Below are 17,370 nucleotides of genomic sequence, written 5' to 3' on the forward strand. Positions count from 1 at the left end.
GGAGCGGACGGTGGACACAGTGATTGCAAATGGGTAGCGTTACCGATGCTGCTTTCGAGTCTAAAAGGCAACAGGGCTTACCGTCGCCCTTGTCGTGTTTCTCTCAGGGCGATGTCGCGTTTGCCCTAAGCCAGACAAGCACTGACAGGGCGACAAGGAGCGTTATACGACAAGCCATCGCAACAAGAAACATGACATGGCATGTCGCCTAATTAGTAGTTAGATCTCAGGAGAGATCCCCGATGCCCAGAGAGTTCGAGCTCATTACGTCCGTGCCAGTCCCCTCGAGGTCCGGCATCTCCCACTTTTACAAGTCGATGAACCTAGCGGACGCTTTTGCGATTCGGCTCCCTGCGGGCACATCCAGCAATCCAGATTTGCTGGCTCGATTCATCTTTTCCCACCAGCCATCCTGGATCGGATGGCTCATGAAAGTCCGAGACACTATCGTTGCCTGTTTCGGTCTCAAAACAGCCAAACACTTGGCATCACTTGCTAATCGGATTGGAATCTTCAAGGTCTACAGCACGAACCAGACTGAAATCGTGTTGGGAGAGGACGACAAGCACCTCGACTTCCGGATATCGGTTCTGTGTTCTGGAGAGGCAGAGCCAGAAGGCAGTCACCAACTCGTTGTTTCAACCGTGGTCCAGTGTCACAACCGTCTAGGCCGGGCCTACATCTTCGTCATTGCCCCGTTTCACCGCTTGGTTGTCAAGGCCAGCCTCCTGCGTGCAGCGCGCGTCGGTTGGCCTCTGGCTACCTGCCCCTAAGGCTGAGAACGCTGTGTGCCCCTCTGAAGTTTAACCCTTCCATCGAGAGGCTTGTTCCGGCAAGCCCTGGCAAGCTTCTCAAGTCAAACGTCAGGCCTCCAGGATTCATTCGCTCCATCTGCCGTACATCACTAAAGGAAAGGAAAATATGTCCAGGTCTGCGTTCAGTGCCAAGGCCTTCGCCATCTATTTGTTCGTCGTTGGTGCCGTGTTAGTCGTAGCGCCGAACTTCTTGCTGTCGATCTTTCGGATTCCACCAACCTCCGAGGTCTGGATTCACGTGGTTGGCGTTATCACGTTCAATTTTGGCATCTACGCATGGGTCGCAGCCGAGCACGAAAACAGGCCATTTTTGGAAGCGTCGGTGTACACGCGCTTCGTCGTCTTCGTGGCCTTCACTACCTTCGCTGTCGTTGGCCTCGCCAGTCCAATGATCGTTCTCTTCGCAGTAGCGGATCTTTTTGGAGGCATATGGACCTACTTCGCACTGAAAGCCGATGCTCAGTCGATCAGGCCTATCCTGGCGGACCAGCACTGAGGCCTAACTCGTCCATCGAGCGGTTGAATCCACAGTCGATTGCAGCCCTTCATGACAGGCAACAATCGGCCGAGGCTGTGTAAAAACGTCTTAGAGCAGGTTTGACGGTCACAACTAGAACGAAAATCGCGTTCCTAAGCAAATTTCAGGTCTACTGACTAGCCAAGCGCTGGCAGATTTTACGTAGCAACGCAGACTTCCAAACGGTGTCTGCGTTTTTACACACTCTGGGCCAAAAGCGGCCTGTGGGGCGCGCCTCGAAAACCTGGGGCAACTCACAATTTTGACTCGTTACAGACTCACTCGGGCCGGCAGCGGTACCGATTTTCCGACGCAGAATCATCATTCCCGCAGATACAAGGCGAGTTGCACTGCGGCTCGCGGATGGCCGCCGGCCACCCGCGAGCCAGTGCCATCAAGCCAGCAGCTTAAGCTCGTCTTTACCGTACTTGAGCGATTTCTCGTCTGGAATCATCAGGCCGGTGTGCTCGTCGCGCCCCTGCAGGACGAAGCGGGCGTCCGGCTTGCCCAGTTGGGTAGCGGCCTGCTGGCTGTCGGCGCCGATCTCGCCCTTCTTAATGCGGTTGACGATCACCCCCACCGCCGTATCGTTGAAGTCGCGCAGCATCCAGGCATCGCCATCGCTGTCGCCAGCCACCAACACCGGGCCATAGCCCTTCTGTTTAACCAGCACGTTCTTGATGCCGACGGTCTTGCCCGGACCGTAATTGAAGTGCCAGTCTGGCTGATAGCGAGTGGTGTACTTGCCGTCTTCCATCGCCATGCGCAGGCCGATCACGTTCTCAGGCGGCACGCCGTATCCGTAATGAGGATTACCCGCGAACACGCGTACCACATCGTCGATCGAGGCGGTGCTGACATAGACGTCGATGCCGTTGGCGCGCAGCGTGTGCATCAGGCCACGAATCTCCTCATGGATACGAATGCCATGGAAATGGGTATCGGCCACCACCCCGGCCCTGCCCGGTAATGTGCGCGAACTCTCGTACTTGACCTTGCGCAGCGCGTCGCCGATGGCGTAGTTATTGGAAGCCTCGGCCATCGCCTGCAACTCAGCCGTGGTCATGTTCTTGTAGAAATACAGAATCCACTTGTAGCCGATCTCCACCGGGTAACTGTCGCAGATCGCGTCGTACATGAAGTAGAGCTTGGCGAGAAAATCCTTGTACTGCTCGCTGGCCTGGATCTCTTCCAGGCTCTTGTCGCCAGCGAGCCCCTTGTAGTTGGCGTGCAACCAGCGGTAATCCGCTTCCACATCGCTGGCGATGTCTTCCATCTTGACCGGCTTGCCGTCCACCGTGGTGTAGTCCTTCATGAACGCGCCGTTCGGCACGTCCTGACGCACCACAGCAGCGAACTCATCAGGCGTCAGCTTGTACTGCAAATGATTGATCTGGTAGACCAGCAGCGCTTCTTCACAGTCGTTCATGATGCAGGTGTTGTCCCAGTCGAACACCGCGTATGGGCGCTGGTCAGCACGGTAGGACGCGCTTTTGACGCCGTGCTCATCGATCACCGCTTGCAGACGCTTTTGGTTAAGCGGCGACCAGCGCGCTGGGTCCAGCGCACTCGGTGTGGCCGCAGGCGTGGCGGCTTGCGTTATACGGGATGACAACAACAGCGCAGAGACGACGGAAACGGTGGCGAGGGTGTTCAGAAACTGGCGACGCTGCATGGCATAGCTCCTACTTCTAGACGAGAGGTTACAACCGAGGCGATGGCGAAAGCGTGTTTCGAAATACGGACGAGGGGAAGAGCCCGTCCGGCCACGAGGCTAGCTCCAAATACACAAAAAAACAATATTGCCTCAATATTGCACAAACATGACGCGCGGACCGTGTCAGCTCAATGATCCTGGGGCCGCGCCAAACTTGACAGCGACTGACGCCCCTCCACAATGCGTGCTCGGACAGCGACTCGAACAGCAGGGACACCCGGTATGTGGCAAGAAGAGCGTTACCAGCGGATCCGCGCACTGCTATCGACCTTGCAGCGCGTCACCACCGACCGCATCGTCACGGAGCTGAATGTTTCTCGCGAGACTGTGCGGCGCGACCTGGTCGCTCTGGAAGAACAGGGAGAGTTGAAGCGGATACACGGCGGCGCCATCCGCGTTGAGGACGAAGCACCCATCGCCGAGCGGGCGCAAAGCAACGTCAAGTTCAAACGTGACCTCGCGCGCGCCGCGGTCAGTCTGCTGTCACATGGGCAGACAGTGTTCATCGACGCGGGCACCACCACCGTCATCCTTGCCGAAGAGTTGGCCAAGCTGGGAGGGCTGACCGTGATCACCAACTCGTTCAACGTGGCACTGCAACTGCGCAACCCCGCCGCGTCGGGCGGTCGGCACAACGAGGTGCTCGTACTGGGCGGTTCACTCGACGATCGTGCGCCGGCGACGGTCGGCAGCACCACGGTGTCGGAAATTGCCCGCTATCGGGCCGACCTGGCGCTGTTGTCGCCGGTCGGCATCGACGCCCAGCGCGGTGCCAGCAACTACGACCACCGCGAAGCCGAAGTGGCGCGCGCCATGGCCGACAATGCCGAAGGCGTAGTCATCCTCGCCGATTACAGCAAGATTGGCGTGGAGAGCCGCGTCGCTTTCTGCCCGCCAGAACGCATCGACGTGCTCATCACCAACCACAAGGCCAGTACCGAAGCGGCGTTCGCCGCACTGAACGCCAAGCTGAAACGTATTGTCCTGGTGTAGCGGTGGTTTGGCGGTTGCAACAGGCATTGACGCAGCGTGATGCTCAAGTGCAGCGCAACCGGGTAGATCTTGCACGATGCGAATCTCGGCGCTGGCAAACTGACCGTAACTGTATTGGCTGCGATCGCCTGCAATGGCTCGATTTCCGTCGGTCGTGAGAGGCAGAGATCGGCCAAAATCCGCCTTTCTCGATATCGGCAGATTGACGTGTCGAGGTTTTATTCCGGCATTGGTACAACGGTGTAATAAACTCCATTGGCCCCGTAGGCCGGTCGCACCCAGGAATCCCCGCATTGATAGTACGTGCGACTGGAAACGGTCCTCAGCCCGCACCCTGTTGGCAAGCTAACAAATGTCGAACCCATGGGCATGGCAGGCGGTGCAGCGGCCATCATTCCGGTGTTGTAGCCTGCACCATAGGCATTGTTGCTGGCATTCGTATTAGCAGCATCAGCGATGGCGGCACCGGTAACCGCGCCAACGGCTGCTGCGGCGGCAGGACTTACGCTGTCGTTGTAGCCACAGTTATAACAACCACTGCTGGCATAGACAGCAGTTGGCGGGTGGTAGTAGGTGGTTCCGTAGGTCGATGGATGGTAGACCGTCGTGCCATAACCGTCCGCATGATAGCCACTGGCACTTCCCCCATATTCACCCTGGGCGTGCCATGAGCCTTCGCCGCCATAGGCCGTTCCACCTTCGGCCCCAGTGCCATGCCAGGAGCCTTCGCCCCCGGATGCGGTCCCGCCATTCTCGTCTCTGGCACTCCAACTGCCATCTCCCCCGGAAGCCGAGCCGCCGCGATAGCCTGAGCCACTCCAACTGCCCCCCCCTCCTGAAGCCGAGCCGAATTCACCGGAGTGGCTCCACGAGCCACCGCCTCCCCATGTGCGCCCAAAACTGGAAGCGTGCGACCAGGCCGCAGCCTGATCACAGGTGAATGCCACAACTAACAGGCCGGCAAGCCTCAAGGTTGATCGGGTCATGGTTCATCCTCCTCACTCAGGGTTTTGCTTGCGGCGGTTTAGCCCCAACCGGGGCGCGCATGTCTGGCGGCGGGGCAAACTCGATCTGTTGGGCCTTGTCGAGGTGTTCTGGTTTGAAGTTGTCCGCTGACAACGCCGAGGCAAGCTTCCAATCGCTGAACGCGACCTGATGCCGGGATTGGGTGGGGTCATCGCGAAACACTGCACGCAGCATGCGAGGAAGCTTGTCCTGCGCGCCGATCCAGGCTTGGACGAATACGATGTCATTAGCGTAAGCGATCACATCAGTCGTGGTATCCCCGATCACCGTGGACTGTCCGATGAAAAACGCCAAACGCATATCCCTGGCCAAATCCTGATAAGGATTGGCGACGATCACATCGGTAAAAGGAAAGTAAATTGCGGCACGCTGGTACGCAGCCTCAAGGGTCGCATCGATGGTGGGTGGCGCATCCGCTTGCGCCAACAGGTTTTCCGTCGGAGCAAAGGCATAGGCACGCTTGCCGTCATAGTAAAACTCGGTCGCCGGGCCATCACCCGAAGTCATTACGCGTAGGTGATCAGGCCGTTGCACGTTGACTTGCGCCACCGTGCTGTAGGCCAAGGGCGGCCCAAGCCGACTAGGCTTCTCGTAGGTCGTGATGGCTGTGAAGCTCATACCCTGCGCGCCGGCCAACTTCGCGCTCATCGCCTGCAGAACTTCCAGCGCCTTGGGTTCCAGTTGAACCGCGGGCGCAGGAGCAGTGGTGGGTTTTTCTGCCGCCTGCAATGGCGCTGCGAACAGGCCGATCAACAGGCCAAACGAGAGCAATCGGACATGTTGATGGAGTGCCAACATCGTTCTTCTCCGCACAAGCAAAGGCAGGACTTAAAGTCTAGCTTTGCAGCAAGCTTTGGGGATGGATTTATTTTTTTTAATCTAAGGGCCTGCTACGGGTTGATTTTAGTCGGTCGTGGAAGACAAAAATCGGCCGATTCTGTTGAAAAAGTCGGCCATGGTTTGCGCATCGAAAAAGTACGCGTCCGAGATTGAAATCTTTACTTTTGGCAGAGGCTTCCGGACTCGGATTTCACATGGCGCGCGCAAAAAAGGCGTTTTCACCAGTCAATGGTCAGGCAGTTCGGGCAGACCGACTTTTTCACCAGTGTCGGCCAATAGCAGTCATTCGGTTTGTCTGCGCAATATGCGAGCTCTCCCTGGCTTCAGCTGTCACAGAGGCTCAAACCCGTTCGTACACGCCGATCAATTGACAGTTCGAAAATGTCAGGTCGCAGATAGTGCCCCGTCACATCGAGATCATGGTGCTGTGCGTCGATCTGCGATAGGTCGATTTTGGCTAAAACAATGCCAGGTTCGCCAAAAAGCGGGGCCGTCACCCACGAACCGTCTGGCGCGATGACCGCCGAACCGCCATTGAACAAAAGCCCCTGTTCCGGAGCGTCCCGCCCCACACCACGCCGGTACGCAGCCAGCAAGTCAGCGGGGATGTCGTCTGTCGAAAGGTATTGGCCTGCGCACAAAACGAAGCATCGCCCCTCGAATGCGTACGACCGCGCAGCGATGTGATGCATTTCCGGCATATCCGGCCAGGCGGCCACATGAATCTGCTCATCTTGAGCATGCAGAGCTTGACGTGCGAGAGGATGCCAATGCTCCCAACAGACCAATCCCCCCACACGACCCGCCGGAGTGTCGACTACGCGCAGTCCGGACGCATCCCCACAGGACCATACCGTTCGCTCGGTATGCGTGGGAGTGAGTTTGCGGTGCACGTTCAAAATGTGCCCATCAGGCCCGATCGTGACGAGCGAGTTGTATAGCGAACCTGCGTGTGGACGGGAGCGCTCGTTCATCCCCATCACGACAGTCACTCTGTGTTCCCGGGCGGCTTCGCGAAGCATCGCCAGGTCATCGTCCATTTGGTCGGGTCGACCGATGGCTGGACTGTCGGCGAGTAATTTTGCGTACCAAGCCTTGGCGATTGCGTCGTCCCATCCGGCCATCCCGAATACCCAGGCGGGATAGCAGCTGAGCCATGTCTCGGGAAATACGACAAGCTCTGCCCCCAATGACGCCGCCTCGGCAATATGGGCTGCTGCCCGTCGCAGTGATTCAGGTACATCGAGTACGGCTGCAGGTTTCTGCACGATGGCTACGGTTTTTTCTGTCTGGCTTGTCATTGCAAATCCTTATTGGGTCCGGAGTTGTAACTGCTTGATGAGAACGAATGGGGTGTGAGTGAGCCCGCCGGGGTCAGTCGATTGCACCTTCGAGCTCAAGCCGGCTCTGGTGTCGGGCCTTGGCCTCCGCCGAACGCTCGACTTTTCGAGCCAACAGGTAATAGAGGCCGCCGCCGACAAGCAGGCCGGGGACGAAGGCAATGTCGGCCCCGCCCAGGGCCTGTGCCGCAGGTCCCACGAAAAACGGTATCGAGAAGAACGGAATCATGGCCACGAAACCAACGAAGTACGCCAGCACCCCACGCCACGCCCAGCGCCCATACACACCCTGCGGATTGAAAATGTCGGCGATCGCATACTCGCCTTTGCGAATGGCGTAGAAATCAACCAGGTTGACCGCCGTCCAGGGGATCAGGAAATACAGCATGAGCAGCACGAAACCATTGAAGCTGCCCAGGTAGGCTTCGGGGATGGCCAGGGCAATCACCAGTGACGCCGTGCCTACCAGCAGCAACCCCATCACTCGCAGCTTTATCGTCGGCCGCACAGGTTTGAAGCCATCGAGCGCACTAATACCGGTCAGCATCGCTCCGTAGCAATTGATACCGGTCACCGATAGCTGGGCGACGGCGCCGACCAGCACGACGATGGTCCCGAAACCGTGGAAGAAATAGTCACCGACTTGCACCAGGGAGACGATGCCGTCGGCACCGGGAATATAGCTGGCCAGAACAGCGCCGAGCGACATGAGCCATACCGCGGAGGCGGCGGCGCCAAGGTACGTCCAGAAAATCAGTTTCGGGCTGGATGAATCTTCGGGCAGGTAGCGAGAGTAATCCGAGACGTAGACGGAATAGCTGATGTTGTAGCCAGCGGCGAGCGAGAGCTGAACCAGGAAAGCGGTCGTGTTCCACCCGCCGCCCGGTGTCACGCTACTGGCCGCGGGAAGCGCAGTAATGGCCATCGCGGTAACGACGCCGAAAACGGCGATAAGCAAGTAGGTCAACCAACGCTGAACGAAATGCAGCAGGTCATACCCGACCACGGCGATGACAATGCTCAACACAATGAGCATCGGATACCAGAACCACTTCGATCCGGGGAATACGAGTTGCAATGCCTGGGTTACCAGGATGACCCCGAACACGATGAAACCAATGTAGACAAAGATGGTTGCCGCAAAGGGCACGATGGCGCCGCGACTTCCAAATTGCGCCCTCGACTGGATCATCTGCGGCATACCCAGCTTCGGTCCCTGGTTGGCGTGCAACGCCATGAACAAAGTGCCAAAGCACGCGCCTATGGCCACGGCCAGGACACTCCAGAAAACTCCCAGGCCCATGCTCGGCCCGATGAAGCCCACCATCATCGTGAGAAAGACGAAATTGCCAGTGAACCAGAACGGACCTTGATGCCATACCTTCCCGTGCCTTTCCGCACGCGGAACGTAATCGATGGAACGGACCTCGATGGTCGGTCTGGCTTGTCCGGACTTCAGCTGAATTGCCATATAGCACTCCGTTACAAGTTAATTTTTATTCTTGAGGGTTTAACGTGTACTTGACCTTCGGCTAACGCTACCCGGCACTGGAGTCAGTATTGGAAAAAAGGTATCGGGGGTAAATTCCACAACGCAGAACCTGACTTTCGCAAAAGCGAAAGTGAAAACCTCCGCCCGCCCCTGTGCGTTACAAACGTGCGAGCGGCCCGGCAGATGTCATGATCGATAAGTCGAAGTTGCGGGGGATAACCCGCAAACCGATATTGCTGGTATAAGAGCGCGCGCCGTTTTTGGACGGGAATTTTTCTGATCAGGGGACCGTCATGCTGACCAATCTCTCCGACGTCGATCTGCGCATGCTGCGCATATTCTGTTCTATCGTCGATGCGGGCGGCTTCACCGCCGCGCAGGTGCGCTTGAACACCAGCCTGTCGCGCCTGAGCGTGTTGGTACGGGATCTGGAAGTACGCCTGGGCTTTACGCTGTGCCTGCGTGGCAAGGGTGGTTTCCAGTTAACCGAGCAAGGGGCGCAAACCTATGCGGCTGCGCAGGAGCTGTATGCAGACATCGACCGGTTTCGCCAGCGCGTCGCCATGCTCAACGAGCACTTTCCCGAGTTTTTGCAGATTGGTAGCGTCGACAACCTGCTTACGCTAGACATCGCACCTTTGCCTCTGGCTATCACTCTTTTTCGTAAAGACTCACCGGACACCCGGATCGATCTGCAAATCATGCGCGCAGATGAACTGGAGCAAGCCGTTCTGGAGGGGCGTTTGCACCTTGCCATTGGCTGCTTCAATCACCAGTTGTCAGGGTTGCACTACCAGGCACTTTTCGAGGAAGAGCAAAACCTTTACTGCGGAAAAGAACATCCGTTCTTTTCGCGCTCAGACGCTAGCCTGAGTGACGATGAAATCTGCGCAGCGGACTACGTCAATCGTGGCTATATGCTGGAAAGCCGCAGACCGCACAACTTGCATTTCGGCAATTCGGTCAGCGCATTCTCCATGGAAGCTATCGCGATGCTGGTGTCCTCCGGGACATCCATCGGTTATCTACCGACGCACTATGCCAACATCTGGGTCAGCCGCGGGTTGCTCCGCCCGATTTTGCCCGCCAGGCTGGCTTATACCGCGGCTTTTCACTGCATTACTCGTCAGGGACAAACACCGAAAGGCGCATTGGAGCAATTTCTCGGCGCGCTGTTTACTGCTCAACAAAATTTGGGACAGAAATAGCCATTGATTGCGCAACACCGCTCAGAGGGATCGAGCGTGTCACATCGGCCAGTTGAATCCACAGACGGGAGTGACAAGCACCAACACAGTCAGGATTTCGAGCCTTCCCAGTAGCATTCCAACGGTCAGTAGCCATTTGGCAGCATCCGGTAATGATGAGAAATTACCGGCCGGCCCAAGGCGATGGCAGCAATAGTGATGGTGAAGAAAAACGAGGGCCGGTTGCGGTCTGATTCAACGGACTATCTGACCTCGCTCGGCCCTCGGGATGACGATACGGTTATCGAATACCTGGCAGATGAATACCCCCGATCTCTGGACGTTCACTCACAGTTGACCGTTTCAGAACGTTGCGTTTCTCCCTCCTCAGGCGTCCTGCCGACGATGGATTAGAAAATGACTGATGTCGTGCCAGGTGACCAAGAGGATGGCGCACATGGGATTCCTGGCGTCTTCACTGTCCAAGGTCGTGCCTGGGGCATCCTGAACCTCAAACCGAGTTGTCGATGCTGCGTACCAGAGTGACGATCGCCGATCATGACAGTTATCTGTCATGTATTGACTTTATGCCAGAAAACACGCATTTTCTTTCGTAAGCGCTGAAAAACAACAGGAAGCAGCCTTGAGCCCGCCCATCAAACAACGCCTTGAAAGCAGTCTTTCAACCGCCTCCGCCTCAGGCCGGGTGATTGCTAACTATATGCTGGCCAACCTCTATGAACTGCCGTTCCAGACTGCCGCTGATATTGCCGCGAAATTGAACGTCAGTGAGTCCAGTGTGGGGCGCTTCTGTCGCTCCCTCGGATACAGCCACTTCAAAGACCTGAAAAACGACCTCAAGGTCGATCTGGGCGAAGGCCCATGGTTGGTGGGCGATCGCTTGCAGGAGTTTCGCCATCAAGCCAGCCGGGGCCCGCAAGGCCTGCCGCGCAGCTTCGAGCTGGAAGTCGCGGCTCTGGTCAAGGTTTACGAATATAGCCTCACTCCGACCTGGCACAACGTCAGCCAGCGCCTGGCCACCCGGCGCAAGGTGTTCGTCGCCGGGTTCCAGACAGAGCGTGGCATCGCAGCATCCATGGTGCATCTGCTGCAGTACCTGCGCGATGACACACACTGGGTCGACGGTGCCGCCGGGCATTACGCCGACGTGTTGCTCAGTGCCCCCGAAGACAGTGCACTGGTGGTGTTCGAAGCCCGCCGCTATTCCCGCCACGCCCTGACCCTGTGCCGCAAGGCCCGCGATGCCGGAATCCCTGTCACGCTGATCACCGACACCTTTTGCGACTGGGCCGAACAGAACGCCGATGAAGTGTTCCGCGTGCCCACCGAGTTCAACCTGTTCTGGGAATCGACAGCGGCAATGCTGTCGCTGGTCCATCTGCTGGTCAACGACGTCTGCAAACAGCTGGGTCCCGAGGTCGAAAAGCGTCTTGAAGCCATCGCGGCCTTACACAACGAGTTCGTTGGATACACATCGTCACCAAACTTAAAACAATAAAACGAGGTGCTGGATGAAACACGTCATTCGCTTTGCCGGTGTATGCGCAATGGTCCTGGCCGGGGCCACCAGCGCGCAGGCTGAAGTACTGAAGATTGCTACCGAGGGCGCTTACCCGCCGTTCAACTACGTTGACTCGGACAACAAGCTGCACGGTTTCGATGTGGATATCGCCAACGCGCTGTGCGAACGCATGAACGTGCAGTGCAGCATCGTCGCCCAGGACTGGGAAGGGATTATCCCGGCGCTAATGGCGAAGAAATACGATGCGGTCGTGGCTTCGATGATCGCCACCGATGAGCGCAAGCAGAAAATCGATTTCACCCGGCACTACTACCGTACCCCCCTGTCCGTGGCGGTATCCAAGGACTCGAACATCACCGACGCCCAGACTAACTTCAAGGGCCGCACGGTCGGTGCCCAGTCATCCTCGACCCAGGCCATCTATGCCGAAGATCATTACGGCCCGGCCGGTGCCGACGTGAAGCTCTACCCTACCCTCGATGAAGCCAACAGCGACTTGGCGACTGGCCGGATCGACGGGGTGATTGCCGACAAGTTTCCGCTGCTGGCCTGGGTCGACAGCGCTGGCAAGGACTGCTGCAAGATCATCGGCGACGTCAACGGCACCACCGCCGATGCCTCGATCGCAGTGCGCAAGGGTGACGATGCCCTGCGCGAGCGCTTCAACAAGGCGCTGGATGAAATCGTCGCCGACGGCACCTATAAGAAGATCTCCAGTCGCTACTTCGCCTTCGATATCTATTGATCCCCCGAGTCCTCAGGCGCGCCTGAGGGTCGTTACTTGCCGACATGCTGCACCGCACCCGCACACGGGTGCGGCGAGGGCGTGCGAGTTTAATTTACCGAGAGGGTTCGAGCATGTTCGAAAACCTGTCATTGCTATCCTTCGCCAGCGGCGGTTGGGGTTCGGCCTTGCTGGCCGGCGCCCTGGTGACCATTGTCCTGGCCTTGAGCTGCCTGCCGATTGGCCTGCCGCTGGGCCTGGGCCTGGCCTTGGCCGCCCGTTCCCGACGTCGCTGGCCGCGTGCCATGAGCACGGTGTTTGCCACCGTGTTCCGCGGACTGCCCGAACTGCTGACCCTGCTTATAATCTATTACGGCTGCCAGATCGGTGCGCAGAAACTGTTGGCCGCGATGGGCTACGAGGCCGAAGTCGCGATCAGCCCCTTCGTCGCCGCGATGATCGCCTTCAGCCTGGTGTTCGCCGCGTTCTCCAGCCAGATCTGGCTCGGCGCCTTCAAAACCGTGGCCAAGGGCCAGTTCGAAGCAGCCGCCGCCCTTGGCCTGTCCCGACGCGCGACCTTTGCCAAGGTGGTACTGCCGCAATTGGTACGCATTGCTTTGCCGGGACTGTCGAATAACTGGCTGTCACTGCTCAAGGACACCTCGCTGGTGTCGACCATCTCCCTGGTCGACCTGATGCGCCAGACCAACCTGGCGGTCAGCGTCACCAAGGAACCGATGCTGTTCTACACCGTGGCGTGCTTTGGCTACCTGTTTTTCTCGGCCATTTCCGGCCGCCTGTTCCAGTTCCTGGAGCAGTATTTCAGCCGCCATCAACGGAGCGTTCGCCCATGAGCTTCGATGAATTGCAAAATCTGTTCCTCAGCCCTGACTTGTTGGAGCGCTACGGTCCCCGTTTCATCGAAGGTCTGTTGGTGACTGCCAAGCTGGTGGCCATTTCCTTCACCCTTGGCGCCCTGCTCGGTCTGCTGATCGCCCTGGGCCGGTTGTCGAGTAACCGCTTTATCAGCCGTTTTACCGGCGCCTACGTGTATTTCTTCCGCGGTTCGCCGCTGCTGGCACAGCTGTTCATGCTCTATTACGGCCTGGGTTCGTTCAAAGGCTTCTGGCAGGACGTGGGTATGTGGTGGTTCTTCCGTGACGCCTGGTTCTGCACGCTGCTGGCCTTCACCCTGAACACCGCGGCCTATCAGGCCGAGATTTTGCGCGGCAGCATCCTGGCCGTGACCCAAGGCCAGCGCGAGGCCTCGAAAGCCCTCAGCCTGTCGCGCTGGACCACTTTTCGCAAAGTCATCCTGCCGCAATCGCTGCTGGTCGCCATTGGCCCGCTGGGCAATGAACTGATCCTGATGATCAAGGCCAGCGCCATTGCCTCGCTGGTGACCATCTACGACTTGATGGGGGTGACCAAGCTGGCCTTCTCGCGCAGTTTCGACTTCCAGATCTACCTCTGGGCCGCCGTGCTCTATCTGCTGATTGTGGAAGTCGTGCGGCGCAGCCTGAAAGCGCTCGAGGGCCGCCTCGGCCGTCACCTGCAGTAAACCAAATTGCCCCGGGCTGCCGTGCGCGCCCCTGCATCAGGGAAATACCATGCATTGCGAAACCATCGTTCTGGGCGCAGGGATTGTCGGCGTCAGTACCGCACTCCAGTTACAGGCCCGTGGCCGTAAGGTCGTGCTCATCGACCGCCAGCAGCCGGGTAACGGCACCAGCCACGGCAATGCCGGGCTGATCGAGCGCGCCAGCGTGATTCCCTACGCGTTCCCGCGACAGTTGTCGAGCCTGTTGCGCTACGCGGGCAACCAGCAGTCGGACGTGCGCTACAGCCTGAAGTACCTGCCCAAGGCCACTCCATGGCTGCTGCAGTACTGGCGGCACTCCGGGGCCAAGGGCCTGGCCGCCGCAACCCGGGCCATGCTGCCGTTGGTGGAGCGCTGCGTCAGCGAACACGACCTGCTCTGCGCACCGGCCGGTATGGATCACTTGATCCAGGCCAGTGGCTGGGTCGAGGCCTACAACTCTCCACCGGCGTTTGCCAAGGCCCAACGCGACGCGGCTGCGCTCATGGACTATGGCCTGAATTACGAAGTGCTCGACCGCGACCAGATGCATGCCCGTCAACCGGGCATGCACAGCTGCGTGGTCGGCGGCATTCACTGGCTGGACCCCAAGACCGTCAGCGACCCCGGCGGCCTGACACGCGGTTATGCCAAACTGTTCGTCAAACGCGGCGGCGTGTTCGCCCTTGGTCAAGCCCTGTCCTTGCGCCAGCGCGTGGGTAAATGGGAAGTGCAGAGCGAACAGGGCCTGGTGATTGCAGACGAAGCCGTGGTCGCCCTCGGCCCGCAAGCCCGGGGCATTTTCGAGCCACTGGGGTATGACATTCCACTGGCGATCAAGCGCGGTTATCACATGCACTATGCCGCCCTGCCTGGCACGCGCTTGCAACAACCGCTGCTTGACCCGGTGGGCGGTTATGTCCTGGCGCCGATGGTCGGCGGCATTCGCCTGACCACCGGGATCGAGTTCGCCGACAGCCAGGATCCGGTCAACGAAATCCAGCTACGTCGCTGTGAAGAGCTGGCGCGCGCCTTCTACCCGCTGGGCGAACGCCTGGATGCCGAGCCTTGGCTGGGACGCCGTCCATGCTTGCCGGACATGTGCCCGGTGATCGGCCCGGCGCCACGACACAAAGGCCTGTGGTTCAACTTCGGGCATGCCCACCATGGCCTGACCCTCGGCCCGGTCTGCGGCCGTCTGCTGGCCGAGTTGATGACCGGTGCCATGCCCTTTACCGACCCTGCCCCGTACAGCGCCGAGCGCTTCCACTGATTGCCGGAGACAAGACCATGCATGCCCTCTCTGCCGCTGTAGACACTCCGCTCGCCGCAAGCCCGGACACCCGTAAGGTGGTGGTCGATATCGCCGGCCTTAACAAGTTCTATGGCGCCTTCCATGTGCTGCACAACATCGATCTGAAAGTGCGCGAAGGCGAGCGCATCGTACTCTGTGGGCCTTCCGGCTCCGGTAAATCGACGCTGATCCGCTGCATCAACCGCCTGGAAATCGCCGAAAAAGGCCGCATTCTGGTCAACGACACCGACTTGGCCCAGACCAACCGCGAGGCCGCCAAGGTCCGTAGTGAAATTGGCATGGTGTTCCAGCACTTCAATCTGTTCCCGCACATGAGCGTGCTCGATAACTGCACCCTGGCCCCGATTTCGGTGCGCGGCATGAGCCGCAAGAAGGCCGAGGAACTGGCCCGGCACTTTATGCAAAAAGTCGGTATCGCCAGCCAGGCCAGCAAGTACCCCAGCCAGCTCTCGGGGGGCCAGCAACAGCGCGTGGCCATCGCCCGGGCGTTGTGCATGGAACCCAAAATCATGCTGTTCGACGAACCCACCTCGGCGCTCGACCCGGAGATGGTCAGCGAAGTGTTGGATGTGATGGTTAACCTGGCCGGCAGCGGCATGACCATGCTCTGCGTGACCCACGAAATGGGCTTTGCCCGGCAAGTGGCCGAGCGCGTGCTGTTTCTCGACGGCGGCCAGATCATTGAGGACGCACCGCCTCAGGACTTCTTCAGCGCCCCGAACAGCGCGCGGGCCAAGGCCTTTCTTGCGCAAATTTTACACTGAGGCCACATAAGGGTACGGCTTGCCTGAGATGGCTGTGCCGCCCATATGCCAGGCGCAGGCCGTTTATCAACGCACTTGCGTGCACAGCAGTTTCGTTCCGACATCCGCCACCACTGATCTGAGCAAAAGGAATATCCAATGACTAATAGGCTGGCGAATAATGCCGCCCCGAAAAACCTTTCGGTTACCGTCTGTGATCAAGCGCAGACAGCGGCACTGCTGGATTTCAAAAAACTCGTTGACGCTATTGCCCAAGCCGCAACCGAGCTGCAAGCCGGTTCAATTCTGAGCCCTGAGCGCTTGGTTGTACCCTTGGGTGACGGCGGTGTTTTGCTGAGCATGCCCGCCACCGCACAGGACATCGGCATCCACAAACTGGTTAACGTCCAGCCGGGGAATGTGCAGCGTCAGCTGCCCACGATCAACGGCACGGTAACCGTATGTGATGCCGTAACCGGACAAATAAAGTGCTTGCTCGACGGCCCGGAGGTCACAGGGCGTCGCACAGCGGCAGTAACCCTCCTGGCAATTCGGACGCTGTTCAAGCATGAACCGAAACAGATCTTGCTGTTCGGGACCGGCGCACAAGCACGTCATCACGTACAAGCCATCAATGCTCTTTACCCACAGTGCATGCTGTGGGTTCGAGGAATTGACGCACAAGCGACGGCAGGCTTCTGCAACAACAATCGAGTCCTGCACGAGCATTTGCAACCGTGCGGCGACAGCATTCCCGACGTGGATGTGGTAATCACCGTAACCACCAGCACCGAGCCGGTCTACAACGAACCAGCCAAACCTGGTCGATTGATTATTGGTGTAGGCGCTTTCAAGCCAGAGATGGCGGAGCTTGGCAAAGTCACTCTGGACGGTAGCGTTCTCTATGCTGACGATCCCGCCGGTGCGCAGCACGAAGCAGGCGATCTGTTGCGGGCAGGTGTGGACTGGTCTCAAGTCAGATCGCTGGCCGCAGCCATTCGCGGCCCAATCGATTCGTCGCGGCCCATTGTATTTAAAAGCGTTGGTACCGCGGCTTGGGACCTGGCCGCTTCGCGGGTCGCGCTCCACGCCCTTGCCAGCCAATAACCCGATTCGGAAGCTTTGAATTATCTAAATAGCACTCAGCCATCGCTCGCGTGACCCTCCACGCTAGCGATGGCCCGGAATCGATTCGATGGGTTACTCCGCACAATGGGAAGCGCTTAAAGTTTTCCGCAGGTAGCTTGCTGAGCAAGGGCACAAATGCTTGAACTGAGCTGTCTGGGTTATGGCGACAGGCGCCTTGTCCCTATCAAGCAGTTCGTACCCACTGGTTGCAAAAAAATCAACCGCGTTTTGGGTCAACAAATGCAGTCGGGCTGCGCCTTGGGAGGCCGCTGATTGTTCCAGTTCCGACAACACCGCTTTTCCCAGTCCCGCTCCATGATGCTCCTCGCAAACAACTAGAGAGCGCAACAGAAGATCGGGGCCAGCCCCCTCCAAGCCTCCATATTTTAGTTCCTCGATCGCCGACGCTTA

Annotated in this window: 17 protein-coding genes and 1 pseudogene; 11 read left to right on the forward strand and 7 right to left on the reverse strand. The window is 58.5% G+C overall.

The features are described 5' to 3' along the window. The first annotated feature begins 242 nt into the window (after positions 1–242). Positions 243–773 carry a DUF2867 domain-containing protein gene (locus tag ACM6IK_RS12365; RefSeq protein ID WP_218433192.1) on the forward strand — a complete coding sequence of 177 codons (531 nt, stop codon included), beginning with the start codon at positions 243–245 and terminating at the stop codon, positions 771–773. 148 nt (positions 774–921) lie between these two features. After that, on the forward strand, positions 922–1,311 hold the full coding sequence (locus tag ACM6IK_RS12370) for a hypothetical protein (RefSeq protein WP_414874556.1): 390 nt from the start codon (positions 922–924) through the stop codon (positions 1,309–1,311). A 415-nt stretch (positions 1,312–1,726) separates the two neighbouring features. Here ACM6IK_RS12370 and ACM6IK_RS12375 read toward each other — a convergent pair whose 3' ends face one another. After that, a complete protein-coding gene (locus ACM6IK_RS12375; RefSeq protein WP_414874557.1) occupies positions 1,727–3,007 on the reverse strand; it encodes a haloacid dehalogenase-like hydrolase in 1,281 nt (426 codons plus the stop codon). A 264-nt stretch (positions 3,008–3,271) separates the two neighbouring features. Between ACM6IK_RS12375 and ACM6IK_RS12380 the strand changes: the two genes are divergently transcribed. Beyond that, a complete protein-coding gene (locus ACM6IK_RS12380) occupies positions 3,272–4,042 on the forward strand; it encodes a DeoR/GlpR family DNA-binding transcription regulator (protein WP_414874558.1) in 771 nt (256 codons plus the stop codon). Between the two features lie 218 nt (positions 4,043–4,260). Here ACM6IK_RS12380 and ACM6IK_RS12385 read toward each other — a convergent pair whose 3' ends face one another. From ACM6IK_RS12385 to ACM6IK_RS12400, 4 genes are all read right to left on the reverse strand, one after another. Next, positions 4,261–5,028 carry a hypothetical protein gene (locus tag ACM6IK_RS12385; RefSeq protein WP_414874559.1) on the reverse strand — a complete coding sequence of 256 codons (768 nt, stop codon included), beginning with the start codon at positions 5,026–5,028 and terminating at the stop codon, positions 4,261–4,263. 16 nt (positions 5,029–5,044) lie between these two features. Next, entirely contained in the window at positions 5,045–5,821 is a 777-nt protein-coding gene (locus ACM6IK_RS12390; RefSeq protein ID WP_414874560.1) for a DUF2092 domain-containing protein, read from the reverse strand. Positions 5,822–6,231: 410 nt separating this feature from the next. Then, positions 6,232–7,209 (reverse strand): carbon-nitrogen hydrolase family protein, encoded by a 978-nt coding sequence (locus ACM6IK_RS12395; protein ID WP_414874561.1) that lies wholly within the window; start codon positions 7,207–7,209, stop codon positions 6,232–6,234. Between the two features lie 73 nt (positions 7,210–7,282). Continuing rightward, positions 7,283–8,719, reverse strand: coding sequence for a purine-cytosine permease family protein (locus ACM6IK_RS12400; protein WP_414874562.1), 1,437 nt, complete (start codon positions 8,717–8,719; stop codon positions 7,283–7,285). Positions 8,720–9,033: 314 nt separating this feature from the next. Between ACM6IK_RS12400 and ACM6IK_RS12405 the strand changes: the two genes are divergently transcribed. After that, positions 9,034–9,948 (forward strand): LysR family transcriptional regulator, encoded by a 915-nt coding sequence (locus ACM6IK_RS12405; RefSeq protein ID WP_414874563.1) that lies wholly within the window; start codon positions 9,034–9,036, stop codon positions 9,946–9,948. 39 nt (positions 9,949–9,987) lie between these two features. Here ACM6IK_RS12405 and ACM6IK_RS12410 read toward each other — a convergent pair. Then, positions 9,988–10,128 (reverse strand): annotated as a pseudogene (locus ACM6IK_RS12410) (hypothetical protein); the annotation flags it as partial. A 442-nt stretch (positions 10,129–10,570) separates the two neighbouring features. Here ACM6IK_RS12410 and ACM6IK_RS12415 point away from each other — a divergent pair. The 7 genes from ACM6IK_RS12415 to lhpI all read left to right on the forward strand — a co-directional run bounded on the left by ACM6IK_RS12415 (position 10,571) and on the right by lhpI (position 16,938). Next, on the forward strand, positions 10,571–11,446 hold the full coding sequence (locus tag ACM6IK_RS12415) for a MurR/RpiR family transcriptional regulator (RefSeq protein ID WP_414874564.1): 876 nt from the start codon (positions 10,571–10,573) through the stop codon (positions 11,444–11,446). A gap of 13 nt (positions 11,447–11,459) precedes the next feature. After that, complete coding sequence (locus tag ACM6IK_RS12420; protein ID WP_414874565.1) at positions 11,460–12,215, forward strand: transporter substrate-binding domain-containing protein; 756 nt, start codon at positions 11,460–11,462, stop codon at positions 12,213–12,215. 113 nt (positions 12,216–12,328) lie between these two features. Beyond that, positions 12,329–13,048, forward strand: a complete 720-nt coding sequence (locus ACM6IK_RS12425; RefSeq protein ID WP_414874566.1) for an ABC transporter permease — start codon at positions 12,329–12,331, stop codon at positions 13,046–13,048. Further along, entirely contained in the window at positions 13,045–13,755 is a 711-nt protein-coding gene (locus tag ACM6IK_RS12430; RefSeq protein WP_414874567.1) for an ABC transporter permease, read from the forward strand. The genes ACM6IK_RS12425 and ACM6IK_RS12430 overlap by 4 nt, the downstream gene beginning before the upstream one ends. Before the next feature lie 49 nt (positions 13,756–13,804). Continuing rightward, on the forward strand, positions 13,805–15,046 hold the full coding sequence (locus ACM6IK_RS12435) for an NAD(P)/FAD-dependent oxidoreductase (RefSeq protein ID WP_414874568.1): 1,242 nt from the start codon (positions 13,805–13,807) through the stop codon (positions 15,044–15,046). 17 nt (positions 15,047–15,063) lie between these two features. Next, positions 15,064–15,852 carry an amino acid ABC transporter ATP-binding protein gene (locus ACM6IK_RS12440; RefSeq protein ID WP_414874569.1) on the forward strand — a complete coding sequence of 263 codons (789 nt, stop codon included), beginning with the start codon at positions 15,064–15,066 and terminating at the stop codon, positions 15,850–15,852. A gap of 138 nt (positions 15,853–15,990) precedes the next feature. After that, positions 15,991–16,938: a bifunctional Delta(1)-pyrroline-2-carboxylate/Delta(1)-piperideine-2-carboxylate reductase gene (lhpI, locus tag ACM6IK_RS12445; protein ID WP_414874570.1), complete on the forward strand. Its 948-nt coding sequence runs from the start codon at positions 15,991–15,993 to the stop codon at positions 16,936–16,938. A 93-nt stretch (positions 16,939–17,031) separates the two neighbouring features. On the opposite strand, the gene ACM6IK_RS12450 is transcribed toward lhpI, so the two are convergent. Next, positions 17,032–17,334 (reverse strand): GNAT family N-acetyltransferase, encoded by a 303-nt coding sequence (locus ACM6IK_RS12450; RefSeq protein ID WP_414874571.1) that lies wholly within the window; start codon positions 17,332–17,334, stop codon positions 17,032–17,034. Between the last annotated feature and the right edge of the window lie 36 nt (positions 17,335–17,370).

The sequence above is a fragment of the Pseudomonas sp. IT-196MI5 genome, assembly GCF_949767415.1.
GTDB lineage: Bacteria > Pseudomonadota > Gammaproteobacteria > Pseudomonadales > Pseudomonadaceae > Aquipseudomonas.